Source organism: Herbaspirillum sp. YR522, from assembly GCF_000282575.1.
Lineage (GTDB): Bacteria > Pseudomonadota > Gammaproteobacteria > Burkholderiales > Burkholderiaceae_D > Herbaspirillum.
Map to the genome: position 1 here is coordinate 1 of NZ_AKJA01000131.1, position 20,553 is coordinate 20,553.

At 62.2% G+C, this 20,553-nt stretch carries 13 protein-coding genes and 1 pseudogene; 8 read left to right on the plus strand and 6 right to left on the minus strand.

Annotated features, from left to right (window positions below):
• From PMI40_RS18135 to PMI40_RS18150, 4 genes are all read right to left on the minus strand, one after another.
• The coding region (locus PMI40_RS18135) for a glutathione S-transferase N-terminal domain-containing protein (RefSeq protein ID WP_008118344.1) at positions 1–247 on the minus strand (247 nt) is incomplete at its 3' end.
• A gap of 10 nt (positions 248–257) precedes the next feature.
• Entirely contained in the window at positions 258–3,368 is a 3,111-nt protein-coding gene (locus PMI40_RS18140) for an EAL domain-containing protein (RefSeq protein ID WP_040502369.1), read from the minus strand.
• Positions 3,365–4,117: an ABC transporter substrate-binding protein gene (locus PMI40_RS18145; RefSeq protein ID WP_008118349.1), complete on the minus strand. Its 753-nt coding sequence runs from the start codon at positions 4,115–4,117 to the stop codon at positions 3,365–3,367. The genes PMI40_RS18140 and PMI40_RS18145 overlap by 4 nt, the downstream gene beginning before the upstream one ends.
• 538 nt (positions 4,118–4,655) lie before the next feature.
• Positions 4,656–5,444 carry an SDR family NAD(P)-dependent oxidoreductase gene (locus tag PMI40_RS18150; protein WP_008118351.1) on the minus strand — a complete coding sequence of 263 codons (789 nt, stop codon included), beginning with the start codon at positions 5,442–5,444 and terminating at the stop codon, positions 4,656–4,658.
• A gap of 139 nt (positions 5,445–5,583) precedes the next feature.
• Here PMI40_RS18150 and PMI40_RS18155 point away from each other — a divergent pair, with 139 nt between their 5' ends.
• Positions 5,584–6,498, plus strand: coding sequence for a LysR family transcriptional regulator (locus PMI40_RS18155; RefSeq protein ID WP_008118353.1), 915 nt, complete (start codon positions 5,584–5,586; stop codon positions 6,496–6,498).
• A 30-nt stretch (positions 6,499–6,528) separates the two neighbouring features.
• Here PMI40_RS18155 and PMI40_RS18160 read toward each other — a convergent pair whose 3' ends face one another.
• Both PMI40_RS18160 and PMI40_RS18165 read right to left on the minus strand, forming a co-directional pair.
• Entirely contained in the window at positions 6,529–7,419 is an 891-nt protein-coding gene (locus tag PMI40_RS18160) for a PhzF family phenazine biosynthesis protein (RefSeq protein WP_008118354.1), read from the minus strand.
• Between the two features lie 63 nt (positions 7,420–7,482).
• Complete coding sequence (locus PMI40_RS18165; protein ID WP_008118356.1) at positions 7,483–8,427, minus strand: sensor domain-containing diguanylate cyclase; 945 nt, start codon at positions 8,425–8,427, stop codon at positions 7,483–7,485.
• A gap of 895 nt (positions 8,428–9,322) precedes the next feature.
• Between PMI40_RS18165 and PMI40_RS18170 the strand changes: the two genes are divergently transcribed.
• The 7 genes and pseudogenes from PMI40_RS18170 to PMI40_RS18190 all read left to right on the plus strand — a co-directional run bounded on the left by PMI40_RS18170 (position 9,323) and on the right by PMI40_RS18190 (position 20,514).
• Positions 9,323–9,928: a hypothetical protein gene (locus PMI40_RS18170; protein WP_040502370.1), complete on the plus strand. Its 606-nt coding sequence runs from the start codon at positions 9,323–9,325 to the stop codon at positions 9,926–9,928.
• A gap of 97 nt (positions 9,929–10,025) precedes the next feature.
• The gene (locus tag PMI40_RS18175) at positions 10,026–10,619 is read left to right on the plus strand and encodes a hypothetical protein (RefSeq protein WP_008118359.1); all 594 of its coding nucleotides are present in this window, start codon (positions 10,026–10,028) and stop codon (positions 10,617–10,619) included.
• A 124-nt stretch (positions 10,620–10,743) separates the two neighbouring features.
• The gene (locus PMI40_RS24110; RefSeq protein ID WP_008118361.1) at positions 10,744–11,328 is read left to right on the plus strand and encodes a hypothetical protein; all 585 of its coding nucleotides are present in this window, start codon (positions 10,744–10,746) and stop codon (positions 11,326–11,328) included.
• A gap of 645 nt (positions 11,329–11,973) precedes the next feature.
• Positions 11,974–12,153 (plus strand): annotated as a pseudogene (locus tag PMI40_RS24630) (LysM domain-containing protein); the annotation flags it as partial.
• Positions 12,154–12,471: 318 nt separating this feature from the next.
• Positions 12,472–18,252 carry a cadherin-like domain-containing protein gene (locus PMI40_RS18180; protein WP_040502372.1) on the plus strand — a complete coding sequence of 1,927 codons (5,781 nt, stop codon included), beginning with the start codon at positions 12,472–12,474 and terminating at the stop codon, positions 18,250–18,252.
• Positions 18,253–18,547: 295 nt separating this feature from the next.
• Positions 18,548–19,708, plus strand: coding sequence for an acyl-CoA dehydrogenase family protein (locus PMI40_RS18185; RefSeq protein ID WP_008118365.1), 1,161 nt, complete (start codon positions 18,548–18,550; stop codon positions 19,706–19,708).
• A gap of 23 nt (positions 19,709–19,731) precedes the next feature.
• The gene (locus PMI40_RS18190) at positions 19,732–20,514 is read left to right on the plus strand and encodes an enoyl-CoA hydratase (protein ID WP_008118367.1); all 783 of its coding nucleotides are present in this window, start codon (positions 19,732–19,734) and stop codon (positions 20,512–20,514) included.
• Positions 20,515–20,553: the final 39 nt, after the last annotated feature.

Consider the following 20,553-nt stretch of genomic DNA (forward strand, 5'->3'; position numbering starts at 1 on the left):
ACAGCGGCAGCGGCCGGCCGCCAGGACCGTCGGGGTCGACGATGGCGGGAATCTTGTTGTTCGGGTTGAGCGACAGGAACTCGGGCGACATCTGGTCGTTGGTCTCGAAGCTGACCAGGTGTGCTTCGTAGGGCAGGCCGGTTTCTTCCAGCATGATCGATACCTTCACGCCATTGGGCGTGGGCAGCGAATACAGCTGGATACGGTCAGGGTGCTTGGCGGGCCATTTGTTGGCGATATCGGTCATGTCGGATGTCCTATGCAGGCGTGAATCGGGGGTCGAAGTCCTGTGCGAATTTTTCGAACACCTCTACCGCGACCGGGCGGCAGAAGAAATAGCCCTGGTACGCATGGCACCCGGCATCGGCCAGGAAACTGCGCTGGGCATCGGTCTCCACGCCTTCGGCGATGACGCCCAGGCCCAGGCTCTGGGCCAGCGTTACGATGGTCTTGGCGATCGAGGCGTCGTTGGGGTCGATCAATACGTCGCGCACGAACGACTGGTCGATTTTAAGCTGATTCAGCGGCAGCCGCTTGAGGTAGGACAGGGACGAATAGCCGATGCCGAAATCGTCCAGCGAAAACTCGACGCCATAGGCCTTGAGGGCAAACATTTTCTGGATGATGTCTTCGACATTGTCCACCAGCAGGCTCTCGGTAAGTTCCAGCTTGAGGCGACGCGGATTGGCGCCGGTGCGGTCGATGGCGTCCAGCACCGTCTGCACGAAATCGACCTGGCGGAACTGGTGCGCGCTGACGTTGACCGCGATGACCAGGTGCTCGGTATGCGCCTGGCGTGCCCACAGCGCCAATTGCGTGCAGGCCGTTTCCAGTACCCAGTTGCCCAGCGACAGGATCAGTCCGGTTTCCTCGGCCAGCGGGATGAAGTCGCCCGGCGGCACCATGCCGCGCTGCGGATGCTGCCAGCGCACCAGCACCTCGGCGCCGATCACGCGCCCGCCCTCGACCACCTGCGCCTGGTAGTGCAACAGCAACTGGCCGCCTTCGATGGCCTTGCGCAGGCCGGCTTCCAACGCTGCCCGTTCCAGCACCACGGTCTGCATCGCCGGGTCGAAGAAGCGCAGCGCATTGCGCCCGGTTTCCTTGGCCTTGTACATCGCCAGGTCGGCCTGCTTCATCAGCTCGTCCACTGATGCCTGGCGCGCCTGGAAGATGGTGGCGCCGACGCTGGCCGTGGTGCGGTACTCGACTTCCTCGAGCTGGTAGGTCTCGCCCAGCGATGCCAGGATCTTCTCGCCCACGGCCTTGGTCTGGTTGGCCGCTTCCTGGGGATGTTCGTTCAGGTTTTCCAGCACCACCACGAATTCGTCGCCGCCGACCCGGGCCACGGTGTCGTTGTCGCGCACCGCCGAGGCCAGCCGCTGGGCGACCTGCTTGAGCAGCAGGTCGCCCTTTTCGTGGCCGACGGTGTCGTTGAGCGTCTTGAAGTGATCCAGGTCGATGAACAGCAACGCGCCGCAGGTCTTGCTGCGGGCCGACAAGGCAATGGCCTGCTTGAGGCGGTCCAGCAGCAGGGTGCGGTTGGGCAGGCGGGTCAGGGCATCGAAGAAGGCCAGTTCGCGGATGCGTTCCTCGGCCAGCTTGCGATCGCTGATGTCGTGGTGGGTGCTGACGAAGTGGGTGACGTTGCCGTCCTTGTTCTTGACCGCCGAGATGGTCAGCCATTCTGGATAGACCTCGCCGTTCTTGCGGCGGTCCCAGATCTCGCCCTGCCATTTGCCGAACCGGCGCACGCTCTCGCGCATCTCCTGGAAGAAGGCCGGGCCGTGACGGTCCGAGCGCAGCATCTTGGGGTGCTTGCCGATGATCTCCTCGGCGGTATAGCCGGTGATCTCGGTGAAGGCCTTGTTCACGCGCAGGATGCGGCTGTTGGCGTCGGTGATCAACATGCCCTCGCGCGAATCGAAGGCCACCGCCGAGATGCGCAGCTCGGACTCGACCTGCTTGCGCTCGGTGATGTCGCGGCTACTGGTGCGAAAGCCGGTCAGCGTGCCCTGGGCATCGGTGATGGGCGCCGACGACAGCGCCAGCCAGAAGATCGATCCATCCCGCCGCACGCAGCGGAACTCGACGTCTTCGCGCTTCTGGCCATCCATGCAGCGCGCCAGCTCGGCGCGGATGCGGTTGACATCGTCGCCGTGGACGATGGTGCCGATGAAGTCCGGCATGGCCAGGCACTCCTCGACGCCATAGCCGGTGTAGTCGCGCACGGCGTGGTTGATCCAGCGCGGACGGCCGTCCAGGCCCCACCAGACCTCCCAGTTGACGGTGCAATCGGCGATGGCGCGGAACTGTTCTTCGCTGGCGCGCAACTCGCTGGTCATCTTCTGGGCCAATCGCACCGCGCGTACCCGGCTCGACATCATCAGCCAGACCAGCAACGCCAGCGTCAGGCTCATGCCCACGCCGGTGGCGGCGATCAGGTGTTCGGCATTGCGTCCGAACTGGCCGGCGAAGCTGTCGAGCGAACGCATGGCCAGCGTCCAATGGTGGTTGGACACCACCAGGTATTCGGTGGAGCTGATGCGCGCCGGTGCCGTTTGCAGCTCCTCGACATGCGACTGGTACATCAGCGCCGCCGGTGTCGGCTCGACCCCGTCGTAGAGCGAAAAATTGATGCCGCGGGTGTTTTCGCCATACAGGCTGGCGATGACATCGTTCATCCGGAACACCGCATGCACCCAGCCGACCAGGCTGGCGCGCCGTTCGGCGATGGTGCCCTGGGGCTTGCCGCGCTCGTAGATCGGCAGGAACATCAGGAACGCCGGTTCGGTCTGGCGGCCATTGTCCAGGTCCAGCGTGATCTTGCCCGAGATGGCCGCCATCCCCGAGTCGCGCGCCTTTTCCATGGCACGCCGACGGATCGGGTCGGACCAATGGTCGAACCCGAAGGCGATCCGGTTGCGTCCGATGTAGGGCTCCAGCAATACCATCGGCGCGTAGCCTTCGCGCTGGCCGGACGGGCGTAATTCGTAGCTGGCCATGCCCTGGGCGCGCATGCGGGCGACATGCGCCTCCAGCGCGGACGGCGGCACCCATTCCTCGACGCAGATGGCCTGGATGCCGGAGAAGTTGGCGTCCAGGTTGAGCGCGTTGACGTAGTCGTGGAAATTCTGGCGATCGATGTTGCCGGTGGCCGCGATCAGTCCCTGCACGCCATGCAGCATCTGTTCGTAGGACGCCATGCGCTGTTCGATGCGGCTGACCGTCTCGCGCAGGGCGAACGCAAACTGGGCATGCAGTTCCTTGGACGCGGCGTCGCGTTCGTGATCCCAGGCGATCCAGGTCACGCCCAGGCCGCTGGCCAGGATCAGCAGCGGCAGCAGGATCATGCGCACCCAGCTCACGGCTTGACCTCGACCATCGATGCCGCCAGTTCCGGCGTGAAGTATTTCTCGAAGATGCGCAGCACGGTGCCATCGGCCAGCATGCCATCGACCAGCGCGCGCCATTTGTCCTGTTCGGTCGGCGCCAGGGCCTTCTTGGACATGATCAGGCCGTGCGGCACCGGCGGATCGTTGAAGCCGATGATGGAGGTGACCTCGCGGATGCGTTTTTCCTGCACCACCGGATAATCGAAGGGCTCCATGATCATGCCCTGGATCTGGTTGAGCATCAGCGCCTCGTACAGCGGCTCTAGCCCGCCGGCCAGGCTGACACGATTGGCCAGGGTCAGGCGGTCGACCATGCGGTTGGCATTATCGCTGTAGCGGAAGCTGCGGATGACACCGAGGTGGAATTGCTCGTTGCGGGCCACATCCTCGAGCCGGACGATGCCCGAATCCCTGCGCACCAGCAGGTAGTACTTGTTGCTGAAGTACCAGGCGAAGCTGGCGTACTGCTCGCGCTCGCGGTTGCTGATACCCGACAGGCTGAAATCGAGCGCGCCGGACTCGATCAATTGCCATATCCGCGCCCGCGACATCAGGCTGACATTGACCTTGCAGCCGCTGCGGCGGATCAGCTCATCGGCGAAATCGCGGTCGATGCCGGTGTCGGTGGCGGCCGAATAAAGCAGGCCATGATCGTGCAATGCGAGGGTGAACGAGCGGGAGCAGTCGGGCCCGGGGGCAGCGGCCAGGGCGGCGCTGCCCATGCATGCACCGCATATCGCCAGCAGCAGCGTGCGCGCACGCGAGCGCCAACGCCTCGCCCGATCGCCAAACAAATGAGTTCTGATACCGCCCCCTCTAAATACTCCACGACGTCGACGTCGCTTGCCGTATGGGTGAATTCTCGTATAACGGCATGGCTGCCTTCGCACGCCCGCTATCGGTCCTGTGCCGATCAAGCTCGCCGCCCGCGATCAATGCGTCCGTCGTTGCCGTGACAGCGCCGGACGATATTGGTCAGACCATTGGATTGCGCCGTTGGATCGAACCGTGACTGATGTTTGGCGAAACTTTATTAGAAAATATTCTAGATCAGCGCCGAGCGATGTTACCCGAGCACAATACAATCCGCAACACGTGTGGAGGGGCTTTGCAAGCGTCAGGAGTGTAAGGCGTGGAGCCGGATGCGTCGGCGTTTTGGGACGCCGTCGTGGACCGCGCGGACGCGCCGTCGGCAGCCTGGCGCGAAACGCGAGTCCACGGATGGGCGGCGTTGCACCGCCCACGATCACCGGAAGCACATCAAACGAACATGCCGCCCGAGATTTCGATGCGCTGGGCGTTGATCCAACCGTTCTCGGTCTTCACCAGCGATGCGATGGCCGCACCGATGTCGTCCGGGCGACCGGCACGTCCCAGTGCGGTCTGGCTGGCCACGAAGGCGTTCAGTTCGGCGTTGTCGCGCACCCGGCCACCACCGAAGTCGGTTTCGATCGCGCCCGGGGCGACCGTGTTGACGGCAATCCCGCGGGCGCCGAATTCCTTGGCCATGTAGCGGCTCAATACTTCGATGCCGCCTTTCATGGCTGCGTAGGCGGCATATCCCGGCAACGAGAAACGTGCCAGGCCACTGGACGTATTGATGATGCGACCGCCGTCGGCGATCAGCGGCAACAGCGCCTGGGTCAGGAAGAATGTGCCTTTCAAGTGCACATTGGACAATTGGTCGAACACGTCCTCGGTGGTCTCGGCAATGCTGGCGTGCATGCCCATGCCGCCATTGTTGATCAGGTAGTCGAAGCGTTCGGCGCCCCAGCTATCGCGCAGGCTGCTGCGCACCACATCGGCGAAGGCGGCAAAGCTGCGGCTGTCGCCCAGGTCGAGCCGCAGCGCCAGCGCACGGCCGCCGCCAGCCTCGATCTCGGCCACGGTCTGCTCGGCGGCCTGCTGGTTGCTGACATAGGTCAGGATCACGCCGACGCCGTCGCGCGCCAGGTGCAGTGCTGCGTTCTTGCCCAGTCCACGGCTGCCGCCGGTGACCAGCGCGATGCGGGACGATGTTGCAGCAGGGGAAGATGAGGCTTGGTTCATGTAAGGCTCCTTGGTTGCTCGGTTAAGTAGGGAAGCGGAATTGCCTGACCACGGAGCACAGTATATTGAGCACAAAAATGTTAATAAATTAGAAGTTTTATATTAGACTTTTCAAATTGGAATAATAATCAAGGACGACGTGAACCAACTCGATACGCTCCAGATTTTCCAGCGCGTGGCTGAGCTGGCCAGCTTCAGCGGCGCCGCGCGCCAGCTGGGGCTGCCCAATGCCACCGTGTCGCTGGCCGTGCAGCAGCTCGAGCAGATGCTGGGCACGCGCTTGCTCCAGCGCACCACGCGGCGGGTGCAGATGACGCCGGATGGCGAATCCCTATACCGGCGCAGCAAGGAGTTGCTGGATGACTTCGAGTCGTTGCGGGGGATGTTCCGTGGCGGCGACCAATCGCTGACCGGTCGACTGCGGGTCGACATGTCCAGCGCCATGGCACGCGAGGTGGTGCTGCCGGCGTTGCCGGACTTCCTCGATCGCCACCCGCAGCTCGAAATCGAGCTGTCGGCCAGCGACAGGCGCGTCGATCTGGTCAGCGAAGGCTTCGATTGCGTGCTGCGCACCGGCGCGCTCGACGATTCGTCGCTGGTGGCGCGCCGCATCGGGCACCTGGTGCAAGTCAACTGTGCCAGCCCGCGCTATCTGGCGCGCTACGGCGTCCCCCATACGCTGTCCGACCTGGCCCGGCACCGGCTGGTGCACTACCGGCAGATGCTGGGAGGCCGCTCACCGGGCTGGGAATGGCACGACGGCAACCAGACCCATTTCGTGCCGATGGCGGGCAACATCACCGTCAACAGCACCGAGACCTACGATGCCGCCTGCCAGGCCGGCCTGGGCCTGATCCAGTTGCCGCTGGTGGGTGCGGCCAAGCGCGACCTGCTGGCCCAGGGCGCGCTGGTGCAGGTGATGCAGGCGTATCGCCCGGCGCCGATGGCGGTGTCGTTGCTGTACGCCAGCCGGCGGCATGTGCCGGCGCGGCTGGCGTTGTTCATGGATTGGTTGCACGACCTGATCCTGCCATTGACGGCCGAGGGCGCGTAGCGCCAGGCAGGCCGGCACCACGCACCGGGATCAAGCCAGCAGGCTGCGCCCCGGCGCCTCGATCGTGACGCTGCCGCGTCCCAGTTCGATGACCCGTCCGCCGACTTCGATGGCGCCCTGGGCACTCACGGCCAGGTGCAGCAGGGAAGGGCGCTCCACCGCCGCGCCCTGGTCGACCGTATAACGGGCCGGCAGCGCATGGCCGGTGGCGACCAGCCAGCCACCGAGGTTGGCACAGGCCGAACCGGTGCCGGGGTCCTCGGCCACGCCGCCCCCTTGCTTGGTGAAGAAGTAGCGGGCCTCGACATGGTTCGCTTGCCGGGTATCGAAGGCGAACACATAGGCGGTCTTGCGACCCAGGCTGCTCTGTGGCCATAGGTCCAGCGTGGCGCTGTCGGGACGGGCGCGGCGCACGGCCTCGACCGACACCAGCGGCACCAGGAACTGGTCGGCACCGGTGTCGACCCACATCGGGGCGGCGGCCAGGTCTTGTTCGGCCAGGCCCAGCAGCGCGGCGACCTGCGCCGGTGGCAGTGGCGAAGGCGCGGTCCGGGGGCCGCCGGCGGCAGGCGCCACGAAGCGCCAGACGTCGCCATCGGCAGTGACCGGTACCACGCCGGCCTTGAATTCCAGGCTCAGGGCGTCGCCGGTGCCCAGCAAGGCGCGCACGACATGGGCCGAACCCAGCGTGGGATGGCCGGCAAACGGCATTTCGTAACCGGTGGTGAAGATGCGCACGCGCGCCTGCGCCACCGTCGAGGGCAGGATGAAGGTGGTTTCGGACAGGTTGAATTGCAGCGCGAGCGCTTGCATGGTGGCGTCATCCATGCCGCGGGCGTCTTCGAAGACGCACAGGGGATTGCCGCCGAAGGTGGATTCGGCGAAGACGTTGAGCAGGCGGTAGTGATAGGTGGCGGACATCGGGTCTCCCGGCAGGTTAGGCGACGATTGTATCGATCGCCGCCGCCGGCAGACAGGTACACTTTACTCGTCGACAGCGATACAGTTGCGGCCCAGTTGCTTGGCCCGGTACAGGCGGCGGTCGACCTGCTCCATGAAGGCGATGCGGTGGTCCTGGCTCGACGGCACCATGGTCGACACACCCACGCTGATGGTCACCACGTCGGCCACTTGCGATTTGGCGTGCGGGATGGCTTCGTCCTGGACCAGCTTGCGGCAGCGTTGCGCCACCTGCAGTGCGGCCCTGGCATCGGCCTCGGGCAGGATCAGGACGAACTCCTCGCCGCCGTAGCGGGCAAAGAAGTCGCGCGTGCGGGTGGCCGATTTCTCGAGCAGCAACGCCACCTGCTTGAGGCATTCGTCGCCGCGGATGTGCCCGTAGTGATCGTTGAATTGCTTGAAATAGTCGATATCGAGCATGATCAGCGACAGCGGCGTGCGATTGTTGACCGCATTGGCCCATTCGACTTCCAGTGCCGAATCGAACATGCGACGGTTGGCCACGTTGGTCAGGCCGTCGCGATAGGACAGTACTTCCAGTTCCTTTTGCAGTTCGATCAGGCGTGCCTCGGTCTTCTTGCGCTCGGTGATGTCGAACATGAAGCCGATCAGGGCATTGGGGCTGCCATCGGCGTTGCGCACCACGTGCACCACATCGCGAATCCAGATATGTTCGCCGTCGCGCGTGAGGGCGCGGTAGTCGGCCTCGTGGTCGACGCCGGCCTTGGACTGCGAGATGCAGAAGTTGACGACCGCCTCGCGCTCCTCGGCATGGATGCGCATGGCCCAGTCCTCGGCGGTGACCCAGCTCTCGGGCGTCCATCCCAGCAAGGCCTCGATCTGCGGCCCGATGTAGGCAAACTTCATGCTGGCCCAGTCGATCTTCCAGGGAATCGCCTTGGTCGATTCGAGCAGCGTCTTGTAGACCGCGCTGTCGGGTTCCATCTGGTGGATTGTCGGTTCGGTCATCTGCATCCTTGCGCCCCGTGGATCGGCGTCGAATTGAGTACCGCAGCGCCCCTGCGCACGGCCAGCCGCAGCATACAGGAATTTACACGCCGCTTCGACTAGCCATCGTTTTTACTTATGACCCTATCCCCAATCGGTATTTCCTTGGCAAGGGCGGACCCGGATAGACTTCAGTCACAGCAATTCGACAGGCGGAGATTGTTGCAAGGACCATTACCATGGTCGAGGTTCCTGGCAGTGATGCGTCGTATCCGGCGCGGTAATGGCAGGTACTATCCGGAACAACATTCCAGAGAACGCAATCATCATCCGTCCCGCAGCTGAGGCTGTTGCCGGCACCCGCCAACCGTAGAAGGCGGCGCGGCACCATGCAGCCTGTGACCTGGGTGAGCGCTCACTTATCGGTCCTGCCGCCGTGGCTGGATCATTGCAACCGGCGGCTTGCATACCGCCATTGCCGTATTGCCGATTGGATTCCGATATTTACTTCGCGTGATGCCGGCCGTTCGCGGGCCGGCATGCCGCGCGTCGCGTGTTGCATCGTCGGCGCTGGTTGACGTCATTGGCGCCTCGCCATGGCGCTGGTGTCGGGACTGCAGTTCACTCCTTCCACTTTCCCGATCACCTGCACCGGGTTCGTCTTGCGCCCGGCGCGCAACTTGCTTAGGCCAGTCCCTTCTTCACGTACCGACGAAAAGTCAAAAATTCACTTATAGAGTACGCGCTGTTATCGCAAAAGTGACGATGGCGATGTGGCTCTGGTTCGTCAAGAATCTGGCGTTGTGGCGATCAAGTCGATGGGGAAGGTCGCGACGACACTGTCGGATACCTCACTGCCGCCGGTAGACCGATTTTCCTCATGCGGCCTTTCTTGCTCCCGGGATCGAAACATCCAATGCAACTCTTCATGCGCCTGTCCGCGTTGGCGACGGCCCTGTGCCTGTCAGCCTGCATGGCAACGACAACCATCATTCGCAAGCCGTCGACATTGCCGGTGCAAGTCAGCGGACTCAATATCCTGTTCGTCAATGGTCCCATGGTCAGGGCTGACGAAAGGCCCGCATCGTTACGTCATCCCCAGCGGCTGTACTCGTCGATGGCTGGACCTGACAAAATGCGCGATGCCATCGCGGCCGAGTTGCCGCCTCTGTTGGCAAAGCACGGGATCACCGCAATCGCGAGGGCGATCAATCCCGTCCCGGGAGTGGCGCCGCCATCGCTGGAAGAGCTGTTCCCTACCACTAGCGGTTCGAATCATTTATTGCTCATTACACCGCAGTCTTCGGTGACTCATTGCTTCAATGGGTCTTGCAAGACGGCCTATAAGGTCAGCCTGAGCCTGATGTCGCCCCTGGATAAAAAAGAGATTGCCTTGATGGTGATGGCTGAGGAACAAATGGATGCCCGTCGAAACCACAACGGCCTGCTAGCCGAAATGGACAGGGTTATTTCCTCGATGGTCACTACGAAGAAGTCCACTGAAGAAAAAACAGGAACGTGACGCGATCGCTCGCCTGGCCCGGCCTATCTTTTGTATCTCGTTTGCACGGCGCGCCCTTTTTACGGGTGGCCAATGTCAACCGTTTCCTGGGAAAACCATGTATTTCAGATTGCCGCTCCTCATTGTCGCCGTGGTGCTTGCCGGCTGTACGTCCGGACCTGATATTTTGCGCAAGCCTCGCAGCGTTCCGGTTGAAGTGGCCGGACTTAACATTCTGTACCTGGATGTCCCGTTGATTGACGAGTATGACCTGGGCAATGGTGAAGGCATGGCCAAGCTCGCCGAGTCACTGGCGCGCAAGAGGACGAGTCTGCGCGACACGATGCAAAAGAACTTGCCGCGATTGCTCGCCGAGAAAGGGATTGCGGCTTCGATGAAGCCGATTATTCCAGACTGCTACGGTTCGGATCCCACCGTCAAGGACCTGTTTCCGAAGACATCATCGGTGAATCATCTCCTGATACTAGCGCCCCAAGCTGGAAATCCGCTTTGCCTGGATTGGTATTGCCCGACGACTGATGCCATGGCACTCACGATTCGAAAACCGGTGAGTAACGAAGAACTGGCGCTGGTCTATTTCCCCCTGGATCCGCAAGATGCGCAGCATGGTCATCAGGCGCTGCTGGCCGAAACGCTTAGGATCATCACCTCCATGGTGAAAGGGCGTCAAATGCCGGTCGTTGGGCAATGACAATGATGACGAAGACCTTGCCTTCACTACAGCCGATGTGCATCTGGATTTGTACGGCATCGATGCGATGCGTGCTGTCCATCGATGGTGCGAATCAATAAAGATCAATATGTCGTGAGTTCACATGAAACTGATCGATAAATCCAGGCCCTGGCGGCCGATCTATATGGGTGCGCTGGCATTTGCGGGCATCGGCTATGGCTTGTTCTTTGCGGCGTATTTCTTGCCGACGCCGCAGTGGGGGCGGGAGTTGGTGACGTGGGCGATGCCCTTTATGGGTGGGTTGAGAAGTGCTCAAGAAGTCGGCGCGTTAATGCGGGCCGATCCGTTTCCAGCTCAGGTGGTAGTGCTGTATTGCGCATGGGGTACCTTTGTGATGGCTATCTGGTTCGCTGGTTGGTCGTGGGGATGGCCCGCGTTACGTTTAAAAATTCTTTGTGGTTACAAAGCCAATATGAAACCTAAAGACCGAACAAAAGCAAGATTGATATTTATGACATTTTTTGGTTTGCCTTTGACCACGATGTTGCTGGGTTTTTTTTGGGCATCGCCTTGCAGTTCTTGTTTATGGTCGGTCCAGATCTATAGCGCAAAAATCAGTTCAATAACTTTTCTATTGTTGCAGCCTCTTTTGGTATCTTGCGCGCTTTCTGCGACCCCTTTTTTTTTCTACATGACCTTTTCAAATTTTCTCAATCAAAAACCTTAAGAGGCAATAATGGCTGCCATTGACTCCAAAGATGATCATGAATTGAAACCGGTGAAAGAACTGTCAGTGGACATATTTTTCGGTGGTCTCGGAAAAACAGGTGCCGCAGTTTCGTCAATGGCAGAGCAGGCTCTTCTGGAAGCTTTTAGGACCGCAGCCAAATTGGAAGACCTGGCTACCCGACTGGCGATCCCGGTACAGCTAGCAACGGTGACGGGTGCGAAAGTCGTGGCGGCACACGGCTACGACGCCTACAAGATCACGTTGGCAGTTAAAAGCGATGACGCTAATACTGTCGCAAAAGTAATTTTTTCGACGGCATTCGGGTTGGCATTCGCCCCATTGGGGACTTTGATGGGGAGAGGTTTTTTTATTGGTTCGGGCCCGCTTGGCTCCGTGCTCGGTGGCGCACTTTTTGGCGTGACTTTTAGCGCGGGCGCATCTTATTTTTCTGAAAAGCTATGGGACAAGACGCTAAAGGAAAGTGCGGTCGGTCAGTGGTCTCTTGGACAACTGACAGACAGTTTCGGGATAGGACTGAAGATTAATGATCAATTTCATGATCAACTACCGGCCGTGAACGAGGTACCCCTGGCAGAGCAAGTGCCAAGTGCCAAGTTGCTGCTGGACCCGAATGATAAGAAAATGAAGGTTGTCTTCAATGCTGACTCAGCTAGTGTCGCTGTCGATGTTCCCATCGGTGCCGATACGTATGAGGTAAAAAAAGGCGATACGCTGTGGAGGATTGCCCAGAGTCATGCATGGAATCTGGACGACTTGAAAGCCGTTAATCCGCAAATATGTGATCCCAATTTCATTCGTGAGGGACAGAGAATTAACGGATTGCCGTCCGCATATCAGAGAAAGAGCGGTAGCCTCGCCAGCGAGGATTCAGGTCATTCAGGCCCCGCCGATGTAGACGTTTCCAGGAGGATCGCCAACAACATCGAATTTTATATTGACGATAACTTCGACCTTTACACCTGGAGCCGTGGCGGTTTCTCCACGGCGATGCAATTGGCTGGCCTTGGCAAGCCCGAGTTGCCCAAGCTGGATGACATAGGCACCTCCAGTGACAAAATTCCAGCGGACGGCGTCACTAACTCAGACGCCAGCGAGCGCACCACAGCCTGGAACACACTATTGGATAAATATCCCGATGCGCATCTCGCCAGCGACGGACGCGGTAAATACATCCTGGTCGACCATCGGGGCGACTTCATCGGCAGGGTCACGCCAGATGGGGCAACTTCGGTCGGCGTAGTGTTCAAGGACGGCCGGGCTTTTTCGGTCTACGGCGACGGCCAATATGGCAGCACCGAGATCGACTCCACCACCGGCACCCGGCAGACCACGCTGTACAAGCCCGATGGCACCAGGATCGGATTGTCGCCGGAGTCGATCGCCAGCAACGTCGCCTATGGCGTCGGCGTGACGATCAATCTGCTAAGCCTGGTGCGCGCCATCCAGGATGGCAAGCCTTTGCCGATTACCGTGGCCGGCATCAATACGCTGGCAGCGGTCAACCCTGCCAATACGGTGCTCTCGGTGGCCAATTCCGCCGTTGGTGCGGTCACCAGCCTGATCAACCTGCAGAAGAACATCCGCAACGGTGACGCCATGGGCACGATGGTCGCCGGTGCCAACCTGGTCCGCTACAGCACAGCGGCCTATGCCGGCGCGCTACAGCAGTCGCCGGCACTGGCGGCCGCCGGCATAACGCAGGACATCGCCCGAAAAAAAGCGGCCTCGGCCAGCGCTACGGCAACCGAGGTCAGCACCGCCGTGTCCTATGTCAACCTGGCGTATTGCCTGTCGAAAAAGGACTACCTGGGCGCCACGCTGGCGGCGATGGCGCTTGTGTTCCCTGGTGCAGCGCCGTTCCTGGCGATTGCCGGGGTGGTCACCGGCATGGCGAAGGACCAGGACCTGCCATCGGCGATTGCGGGCTATAAATGGGCCACCGATGGCAGCGTGGCCATCGATGTGCGCTGGTCCATCGGCGGCGGCGATCGCATTGCCGCTTCTTACCTGCAGAACTATCTCGACGCCTTGCTCGCCATCGTCAACGACGCCCAGTCCAAGAACCCGGACGCCCACCTGGGCCTGGTGGCCAATCGGCTTCCCAGTCTCCAGTTCAGCACCCATGGCTGCATGATCCACGATATCGACCCGGTGACCGGGCAGCAGCGCAGCCTAAGCTATGATCGTGACGGGCGACCCACCAATGCGGCGCCGGGTACACCGGAATTCTTTCGCAGTCTCAACGAACAGTTCATCTATTCGGCGCTCGGCCGAGAAGCCATTGCTGCGCGCTGGGAAGGCGATACGGCCTGGCGCCAGGCGCAGTACAACGACCCGCAAGCGGGCCTGACCGAATTGCAACGCGCCCAGCGCAACAACCAGCTGGCGCCAGCCATCGGCATCGACGTCGCCACACAGGGCTGGCGACCCGTCATGCTCGATCTCGATGGCGACGGATTGCAACTCGTGGGTAAGCACGCCAACGGCGTCTACTTCGATATCGACGGCAGCGGTTTCCTGAAGAACACCGCCTGGCTCAACCCGCGCGACGGTTTTCTGGTGCTGGACCGTAACTGTAATGGCTTCATCGAGGACGGCAGCGAGCTGTTTTCCAACGGCATGGTGGCCGACGCAGCCAAGGGCCTGGCCAGCCTGCGCTGGATCGATGCCAATGTCGACGGTGTGATCGACCCGGCCGACCCTGTCTTCGAGCACTTGCGCGTGTGGCAAGACGTCAACGGCAACGGTACGGTCGATGCCGGCGAGGCGGTTGGCCTGCGGCAGCGCGGTGTGACGAGCTTGCACTACACCTTGGGCCGCTACCAACAGCACGGCCAGTCCAGGCAGATGGCCAGCCCCGAGCTGCAAGCCGACCGCGTCGGTACCCGCACCCACACGACGGCAGGCGGCATCGTGGTGGAGAGCAGCAATGGCACGCTGTCGATGATCGTCACCCAAACCGCCGACCTGTCGCACCTCAAGCCGGGCCGTGACCATATCAGTGACGCCATCGAGGATATCCCCATCCATATACTGGCCAGCGTGCTATTGGCCAACGACACGCTGGGGGGCGCCAATGGTTCCCGCTTGCGCATGACGGCAGTGGGCGACGCCAGGCACGGCGCGGCCAGCCTGCAGCACGGCGTGGTGCATTTCACGCCCGATGCCAATTACTGGGGCCGCGATGCGGGATTCTCGTACACCGTCGCCGACGACGACGGTCGTACCAGCCAAGGCGAGGTGGTGATCACCTTCTCGCCGGTCAACGATGCGCCGGTGATCGTCAGTGACGGGCATGTGAAGCGCCATATCTATGGATATGACCGCGTGTATTCCAACGGTACGCTATACGACGGAAATACCAACACCAACGAAGTGGTAATGACGGTGCCGGTGTGGACGCCATCCGTCGATCGTCCGACGCCTGTCGACTATGTCGATTCGCGACGTGGGAAGTTGACGGCCGTCGATCCCGATGATGGGACCTTGACCTATGGCGTGCACGTCCCGGGCTTTGACAGTACGCCGCAACCGTGGCCGGGTGGACATAGCTGGGCCTGGGGCGTGCGCTACGACGAGCGATTGCGCGCCTACGTCCGGGACAAGGCGCCGCGGGTGTTTGGCACCCGACTGGGCTGGGTCACGCTGGAAAACGACGGTACCTGGGCCTATGAACCGCGTGTTAAAGCGTTCCTGGCACCGCACGATGCGTTCGAGCTGACCGTCACCGACAGCCACGGACAGGTCGCCTCGACCATGGTGGTGATCAAGATGCCGCCCTGGGAGCCGCCGCGATATTTCGAGAATCCGATCGTGCTGGATCTCGACCGCAATGGCATCGAGTTGCAAGCGGCCAGTGCCAGCCGGGCGTTCTACGAGATACAAGACGACGGATGGCGCTACCGGCTGGGTTGGATTTCGCCCGGCGATGGCCTGCTCGCGCTCGATGCCAACGGCGACGGCAAGATCAGCGGGCGCGGCGAACTGAGCTTCTGCGACTACGTACCGGGCGCGCAGACCGATCTGGAAGGCCTGGCCGGATTCGACAGCAATGTGGACGGCAAGATCGACGCGGGCGATGCCATCTGGGGCCGCCTGAGTGTCTGGCGCGACGACAATGGCGACGGCGAGTCCGAACCGCATGAGGTGATGTCGCTGGACCAGGCAGGTATTGCGCAGGTATCGCTGGCCAGCGACGGCAGGTTTGCCACGTCCCAAGGCAACATCATCCATGGCATGACGCAGGTGACGATGACCGACGGCAGCACCTTGCAGGCCGCCGATGCCGCCTTCGAGCGCACCGGCCAAGTACTGGCGATGCAGCCTGATGGAACCCGCGAGGTCATCGCCCGGGCACCATATGCCGCGCCCAGCGAAGTCATCGGCAGCGACCAGCAAGACATGCTGCTGGGGACCACCGGCAGCAACCGTATCGTGGCCGGTGACGGTAACGACATGGTGCTGGATGACCAGGGCAACGACGTCATCGAAGGCGGCGGCGGTGACGATTCCCTGCATGCCGGTGCGCATGACGACGTGGTCGCCGGCGGCACGGGCAACGACACGATATTCGCCGGTGACGGCAATGATCTGCTGTGGGGTGGGGAAGGCGCCGATATGCTCATGGCGCAGGCCGGTGACGATATCCTGTTCGGCGGCGATGGCGATGACTTGCTGTTCGGGGAAGACGGCAGTGACGTCCTGTCGGGCGACGCGGGCAACGACCTGCTCTACGGCGGCGACGGCGCCGATGCGCTGTTCGGGGGCCTCGGCGATGACTTGCTCTCGGGTGGTGCCGGCGCCGATCAGTTGCACGGCGACGACGGCAATGACACGCTCGACGGCGGGGCAGGCACCGATACTCTTGTCGGCGGCGCCGGCGACGACACCTACATTCTGCTCGAGCCGGGTGACACCGTGGTGGAACTGGAGGGTGAAGGTGCCGATACCGTGCGTTCGGCCATCGATGGCTACCAGCTGGCCGACCATGTCGAAAACCTGGTGTTGGTCGAGCCCGGCGCCGGGCAGGATGCCCAATCGCCTGGGCCACGGCACGCCGTCGGCAATGCGCTCGACAACCAGTTGACCGGCAACCGCCACGATAACCTGCTGGATGGGGGCCGCGGCGCCGACCGCATGCTGGGCGGCCAGGGGGACGACACTTACCTGGTCGATGATGCTGGCGATCGGCTGGTCGAACGGGAAGGCGAGGGCCATGACACCGTCATCGCCACTGTCGACCACGTCATGTCCGGGCATATCGAGCAATTGCTGTTGCAGGGCGGTGCGCAACGCGGTGGCGGCAACGCCCAGGACAACGTGATCCATGGCAACGACCTCGATAATGTGCTCGAGGGAGGCGAGGGTGCCGACGTGCTGCACGGCGGCATCGGCGACGATACGCTCGATGGCGGGCCCGGCGCCGACCGCTTGATCGGGGGGGCTGGCGACGACCAGTATCGGGTGGACCACGATGATGACGTGGTGATCGAACGTGCCGGCGGCGGTATCGATACCGTCAACGCCAGTGTCAGCCACACGCTGGCCTATCAGGTCGAAAACCTGACGTTGACCTTCGGCCCGCGCCCGTTGGGCGCCGGTTTTGTCGCTGGCGTAGGTAATTGGCTCGACAATAAGCTCATCGGCAGCCCCCATGGCTGGAACGCCTTGTATGGTCGGGCGGGCGACGACCACTTGATCGGCAGCAAGCATTTCGACCGGCTCTATGGCGGTAGCGGAGACGATCTGCTGTTCGGGGACGCGGGGCACGACTGGATGGCAGGCGGTGCCGGCAACGACACGTATCTGTTGCTGGAAGGATCCGGCAACGACACGCTGGAGATCTATCGGGAGGGGCACCAATGGGCGAGCGTGAATCGCGATGTCATCCATTTCGGCGATATCCGGTCGACCCAGCTGCGGGGACTCAAGCGGCTGGACGGCGACCTGGTGGTCGAGTACGGCGACAATGACAGCGTGCGTATCGCGCGCTTCTTCGTGGACGAACGCGCCAGGCCGGCGCAGTTCCGGTTTGCCGACGCCGTAGGCTGGTCACCCGATGCATTGCTGGACGCCTATGCCATGGCGCTCACGAATGGACCCGACGAGCTTCGACTCGACAATACGCGTGCGCGCACCGTGTATGCGAAGGGCGGAGATGACGTCATCATCGCCGGCAGCGGCAACACTGCGCTGCATGGCGGCGACGGCAATGACACGCTCGATGGTGGCGCCGGCAACGACCTGCTGTTCGGCGGCAACGGTGACGATGTGCTTAACTACAGCGCCGGCAGGAATTTGCTGATCGGAGGAGCCGGTGACGACATCCTGACCACCTCGTGGTTGGAGGATATCATTGCATTCAATCGCGGCGATGGCCGGGACGACCTCTACCTGATGAAGGGTGAGCAGAAAGTCATGTCGCTGGGCGGCGGCATCGGCTATGCCGACCTGCAACTGAAGAAGGATGGGCGTGACCTGATGTTAATGACCGGCCAGGACGAGGGGATCAACCTCAAGGGGTGGTACGACACCTGGTATCCCGACCGGGTATCGCACGACCTGTCGACCTTGCAGCTTATCCTGCAGGATTCGTCCGGGTACGATGCCAATTCCTTCGATATCACGCTCAACAAGGCAGTACAGCATTTCGACTTCAGGCAATTGGTGGGGTATTTCGACCTGGCGCGCCAACAGGTTCCCGGGCTAGATCGCTGGAGCATGTTCTACGCCATGCCATCGGCCCACATCGGAGCCAGCGACATGGCCGCCATCGGTGGCGACCTGGCCTATTCCTATGCACGGCAAGGGCGGCTGTCGGGCGTTGCCGACAGCGCTGCACAGGCGTTGCTGGGTCGCAGCGACTTCGGCCGCATGCAGCCGCTGGGCATGACCTTGTAACGCTTGCACGTTGGCAGGCGATGGCGTAACGGCTCAAGGAATCGAGCCGTAGAGGCGCAATGACCCCACGCCGCTGCGGTTGACGTTCATCGCGCAGTGGCCGAGGTGCCGGAGGTGCCGGTAGGCGTTGTTCCTGAGCGAAAACTCCCCGTACCGCCTTTTTCGCTGCCCGGATCGGCAATGTCGCCCGCGCGACAACCCGGCCCCGCGATTTCCGTTAATCTGGGCGCTGAGCGACGGCTGCCCGGCTGCATCGGCGGCGACAATAACAATTCCTATCCGACAGGAGACAAGCATGGACTTCGAACTCAACCAGGATCAATTGGCCTTCCAGCAGAGCGCGCGCGATTTCGCCGCAGGCGAGATGGCGCCGCACGCGGCCAAGTGGGACGAGCAGGCGCACTTTCCGGTGGATGTGATCGCCCGCGCTGGCGAACTGGGCTTTTGCGGCCTCTACACGCCGGAGCAAGCGGGCGGGCTGGGCCTGTCGCGGCTCGACGCCACCATCGTCTTCGAGGAGCTGGCGCGCGCCTGTCCCTCGACCGCGGCCTATTTCACGATCCATAACATGGTCAGCTGGATGATCGCCTCATGGGGTACGGCGGCGATCAAGGCCCACTGGTGCGCCGAGTTGGCCAGCGGTCGCCGCATCGGCTCGTACTGTCTTACCGAGCCTGGTTCGGGGTCGGACGCGGCGTCGCTCAAGACCAGTGCCAGGCTGGTGGATGGCCATTACGTCCTCAACGGTGCCAAGGCCTTCATCTCCGGTGCCGGCGCCACCGACGTGCTGGTGGTGATGGCGCGCACCGGTGGCGAAGGCGCGCGCGGGGTGTCGGCCATCGTGGTGCCGGGTGATGCGCCGGGCGTGAACTATGGCAAGAAGGAAAGCAAGATGGGCTGGAACAGCCAGCCCACCCGCACCATCAATTTCGACAATGTGAAGGTGCCGGCCGATCATCTGCTGGGCAGCGAGGGCGAGGGGTTCATCTTCGCCATGAAGGGGCTCGACGGCGGGCGCATCAACATTGCCACCTGCTCGGTGGGGGCCGCGCAGGCGGCGCTGGACGCGGCGCACGGCTACATGAAAGAGCGGCGCCAGTTCGGGCGGCCGATTGCCGACTTCCAGGCACTGCAGTTCAAGCTGGCCGACATGCAGACCGAACTGGTCGCGGCGCGCCAGATGGTGCGACTGGCCGCCGCCAAGCTCGACGCCGCCTCGCCGGACGCCACCACCTATTGCGCCATGGCCAAGCGACTGGCCACCGACCTCGGTTTCAAGGTCTGCAACGAGGCGCTGCAATTGCATGGCGGCTACGGCTATATTCGCGAGTATCCGCTGGAACGCTACTTCCGCGACGTGCGTGTGCACCAGATCCTGGAAGGGACCAACGAGATCATGCGCGTGATCGTATCGCGCCAGCTGCTGGGAAGTGACAACCTCGACCATATCCGCTGACCTTGCCTTGATTGAAAGACACCATGAACACCTATACCAACCTCAAGCTGGAAAGAATCAATCACACCGCCGTGCTGACGCTGGCCAACCCGCCTGCCAACACCTGGACCCGCGAGGCGCTGGTCGATCTCACCCGCCTGCTCGGCGAGCTCGATGCCGACCGCAACATCACCACGCTGGTGGTGACTGGCGAAGGCGAGAAATTCTTCTCGGCCGGCGCCGACCTGAAACTGTTCGCCGACGGCGACCGGGCGCGCGCCCGGGACATGGCGCGTCGCTTTGGCGAGGCCTTCGAGGCCTTGTCAGCGTTTCGCGGGGTATCGATCGCCGCCATCAACGGCTACGCCATGGGCGGCGGTCTCGAATGCGCATTGGCATGCGACCTGCGCATCGCCGAGCGGCAGGCACAGATGGCCTTGCCCGAAGCTGCGGTGGGCCTGCTGCCATGTGCCGGCGGTACCCAGAACCTGCCGTGGCTGGTCGGTGAGGGCTGGGCCAAGCGCATGATCCTGTGCGGCGAGCGGGTCGACGCCGAGACGGCATTGCGCATCGGCCTGGTGGAAGAAGTGGTGGAACGTGGGCAAGCCCGGGCGCGTGCGCTGGAGCTGGCGCTGCAAGCCGAAAAGCAGAGCCCGTCGTCGGTGGCGGCCAGCAAGAAACTGATCCAGGGCGCGCGTCACAATCCGCTGGGTACGATCTTGCAAACCGAGCGAGAATTGTTCGTCGACCTGTTCGATACCGAGGACCAGAAGGAAGGTGTCAATGCCTTTCTCGACAAGCGTGCGGCGGTGTGGCAGAACCGCTAGCCCGGTTTTCGGTATCATGCGACTTTACCTTGATGCGCC

Coding starts and splice junctions, on each gene's coding strand:
- PMI40_RS18145 (WP_008118349.1), bottom strand. CDS start 4,117: ATGGGCAGCGCCGCCCTGGCCGCTGCCCCCGGGCCCGACTGCTCCCGC.
- PMI40_RS18150 (WP_008118351.1), bottom strand. CDS start 5,444: ATGAACCAAGCCTCATCTTCCCCTGCTGCAACATCGTCCCGCATCGCG.
- PMI40_RS18160 (WP_008118354.1), bottom strand. CDS start 7,419: ATGTCCGCCACCTATCACTACCGCCTGCTCAACGTCTTCGCCGAATCC.
- PMI40_RS18165 (WP_008118356.1), bottom strand. CDS start 8,427: ATGACCGAACCGACAATCCACCAGATGGAACCCGACAGCGCGGTCTAC.
- PMI40_RS18170 (WP_040502370.1), top strand. CDS start 9,323: ATGCAACTCTTCATGCGCCTGTCCGCGTTGGCGACGGCCCTGTGCCTG.
- PMI40_RS18175 (WP_008118359.1), top strand. CDS start 10,026: ATGTATTTCAGATTGCCGCTCCTCATTGTCGCCGTGGTGCTTGCCGGC.
- PMI40_RS24110 (WP_008118361.1), top strand. CDS start 10,744: ATGAAACTGATCGATAAATCCAGGCCCTGGCGGCCGATCTATATGGGT.
- PMI40_RS18185 (WP_008118365.1), top strand. CDS start 18,548: ATGGACTTCGAACTCAACCAGGATCAATTGGCCTTCCAGCAGAGCGCG.
- PMI40_RS18190 (WP_008118367.1), top strand. CDS start 19,732: ATGAACACCTATACCAACCTCAAGCTGGAAAGAATCAATCACACCGCC.